This window comes from Rhodopirellula maiorica SM1 (assembly GCF_000346295.1).
Classification (GTDB): domain Bacteria; phylum Planctomycetota; class Planctomycetia; order Pirellulales; family Pirellulaceae; genus Novipirellula; species Novipirellula maiorica.
Genome location: NZ_ANOG01000508.1, coordinates 1 through 3,266, shown reverse-complemented (window position 1 = coordinate 3,266; position 3,266 = coordinate 1). Strand labels below are relative to the sequence as shown.

General features: G+C 54.9%; 3 protein-coding genes. 2 read left to right on the top strand and 1 reads right to left on the bottom strand.

The features are described 5' to 3' along the window. On the top strand, window positions 1-959 hold a 959-nt coding region (locus RMSM_RS16180; protein ID WP_315850147.1), incomplete at its 5' end, for an apolipoprotein N-acyltransferase. 726 nt (window positions 960-1,685) lie between these two features. Continuing rightward, window positions 1,686-2,762 carry a fatty acid desaturase family protein gene (locus tag RMSM_RS16175; protein WP_008698283.1) on the top strand — a complete coding sequence of 359 codons (1,077 nt, stop codon included), beginning with the start codon at window positions 1,686-1,688 and terminating at the stop codon, window positions 2,760-2,762. A gap of 85 nt (window positions 2,763-2,847) precedes the next feature. Here RMSM_RS16175 and RMSM_RS42665 read toward each other — a convergent pair. Next, window positions 2,848-3,266, bottom strand: a 419-nt coding sequence (locus tag RMSM_RS42665) for a hypothetical protein (RefSeq protein WP_040767405.1), incomplete at its 5' end; no start/stop codon positions are given.

Genomic DNA, 3,266 nt, shown 5'->3' with positions numbered 1-3,266 from the left:
GCGAACTGTCCATCTTCCAAAACTACGCGTCCCAAAGCATGGATGCGGTGCAGCACAGCGACCGCGTGGTTGATGTCGTCATTTGGCCCGAATCGATGTTCACCGGCGGGTTGCCCTGGATGATTGCGGACGCCGATGCAGTCGTGCCCGAGCAGTACGAGGGACCACCCGATTCGTTTGTCGCGATGGTGGGACAGAACCAAAACTATTTCCGGGGTCGCGCCGACGAATTGATCCGCACCCTTGCACAATTCCAACCCCAGCAACGGGCACCTCATTTGGTGGTCGGTTGTGGTGTCGTGCGTTATGGAAAACTACCGCAAGCGTACAGCGGGATGGTCCACGTTTCGCCCACCGCAGAGGTGAGTGGATGGTACGGTAAAAATCATTTGGTCATGTTCGGCGAATACGTTCCGCTATTACCACGTATTCCCGGTTTGCGATCGCTGATCCCCGCTGGCTTGGGCGTGACACCAGGCGAAGGACCGACAGTGTTCGAAGTCGACGACACCGCCATCGTGCCAAGTGTCTGTATCGAGACCGCCGTCGAACGAGTCATGGTCAATCACCTGAGTCGCTTACGTCAAAACGAGACACGTGCGGATGTCATCGTCACGGTGACCAATGATGGATGGTTTGATGATTCAAGTATTCTGAAACACCATCAACGTTGTGCGCAATTGGTGGCCGTGGGAACGCGGCGGCCGGTTTTGTCGTCAGCCAATAACGGTCCAACCGCATCGATCGATAGCTGTGGCCGGGTAGTGGAATCGTTGTCGTCGGGGACCAACGGTGCGATCATCGCGACGCCGCTGCGTGATGATCGAACCAGTCTGTATGTTCGCATCGGTGACCTTCCGGCAAAGCTGCTAGGGCTGGCGTGCCTGATCGTCCTGACCTCGATCGTGGCACAGGCCTACACAAGACGCAGGGCACGACATCGTTCTGAACCAAGCTAATTTTGGAGCTAATTTTGAGCTAATTTTTGGACGCCTGGTCTTGAACGAGCAAATTTCCATTCGGTCGGCGCAAGCCCAATGCCATCGACTCTGGTAGTGGGACTCGCCAGAGTTCCTGGTGTTTCAACAGCAAAGAGGGGAATTCTGGCGAATCCCACTACTTGAGCATCCCCCAATGGTCGTCAAAGTAGATGGCATTGGGCGCGGGGCCCCGCTGAATCGGTATCCCCCGTTGCTTCCTGCAACAACCAGGGCTTCCTGCAACAACCAGGAATCGGTCCTCGCAATCGACGCTTCTTTTCAAAACAGCCTCTTTCGAGTCCCGATTCTTCGTCGATGGCCCTATAAATGGGCCGGATGACCAATGAAGAACGCCGAGCCCCCCCACCTTAGGATTTGCGATTTTCGCTGCAAGTCCCCAGAAACCGACCGCTGTCTCTGAACCACAAACCGCATTCGTAGGAGATGTTTTTGAAAGTTCTGTGAATGTGAGGCTGCTACGGCTGTGGTTTTATCCACTAATTTCCGCAAATTTGCGTTTGACCTCGCATGCGATGCGGGTTGTGGTTGTCGATCTTGGGCAGTTTTGTTCACATACAACCCCGCGACCATGCTGCGAGCACCATCGCAGGTGGATCGCCCCTTGTATGCACCACGCAGCTGGAACGTTTTGGCCCAATCATTTGGCAAAAAACGTTTTCAACTATGCCTTAGGAAGTAGACCCATTGAGTGCCAATTGCATTGAATCCGATACGGAAATCGAATCGTGGCAACCGCCTGTTAACGTAGAAACCGAGACACAATCCTCGGCACAACAGCGAAGCTTGGATCGCGAGCTATTGATTGCCAGTCGTGAGTTTGCCGTCGAACATCGAGGCAAGAGCTGGTGGCATCTGGGCAGCACTGTTGCGGCGGTTCTGTTTTTCGCCACGGTCGCCGGGATGACCGAACCGCTTTGGTTGCGAACGCTTGCCAGTTTGTTGACCGGGCTGACGCTGGTTCGCATGTTCATTTTGTATCACGACTACCAACACAACACGATCTTAACCCGATCTCGGTTCGCCAAGCTGATTCTTAGCTTGTACGGCAATTTAATGCTGACGCCGCCAAGTGCGTGGAAGCATTCGCACGACCATCATCATCACCACAATTCCAAGTTGTTCGGTACCGACCTTGGATCGTTTCCGATCATGACGACGGAAAACTATCGCAAGGCATCGAAGATCGAGCGATTGAGTTACCGCATCGCTCGCAATCCCTTTGTCATCTTGTTGGGTTACTTTCCCGTTTTCTTGTACGGGATGTGCATTTACACCGCCCATCGCGACCCACGACGCCACTGGGATGCATTCACCTCGATGCTGCTGCACTTCGGCTTTATCGCGGCCTGTGTTTGGTTTAGCGGATGGATGACCACGGCGTTTGTGTTTTTGTTGCCAACATGGATCGCCACTTGCTTGGGAACGTACCTGTTTTACATCCAACACAATTTCCCCGATGCAAAGATCCGTGATGGCGACGATTGGAGCTACACGAATGCAGCGCTGCAATCGTCGAGCTATCTTGAGATGGGACCGCTGATGCACTGGATGACAGGCAACATTGGCTACCATCACGTCCATCACTTGAACGCAAAGATCCCGTTTTATCGGTTGCCCGAAGCGATGCAGGCGTTGCCGCCGCTGCAAGCCCCCAAGAAGACGTCGCTGAAGATTCGCGACATCATCAGCTGCCTGCAGCTAAAGTTTTGGGATGAGGACCGCGATCGCTTGATCACCTACGCCGAACTGGACGCCGCCTAAGCAGGTCCTCAGGAGTGTCTCGGCAGGTTTTAAGGTTCATCCGTTTTAGCAAACGCAAACAGCGGATCGGTGTTTACGTCTGTCTTTAAGGGCCGCGGCGGCGAGAAGACGGTGTCAATCGGTCGATCGCCTGCTTGGCGGGCAACAAGTCGATCAGTTCACGGTCGCGTGGTTCCAGTTGTTGGTAGCGATCCACCAACGTTGTATCATTTTCATTTCGCGACCAAGCCTTGCGGCGCACGGTTTCTTCGGCCCAGTAACGAAGCGTGACCGCTTCCATGATCGGGTCGCGAGGATCACCCGCGATCGAATCCAGCACGTCGCGGTCGGCGTCCGTGAGGATAATCTCGATCATTGACAACTCTTCGATGGTCATGGGGGCGGGACGATCGTTGGGTGGATTGCCCGGAGAGTTCCGGTCGCCCGAATTACGGTCCCCCGGACCGCGGCCAAAACCAAACCGGCCGCCTCGCCCATCGCCTCGTCCATCAGGTCGCCCGACGT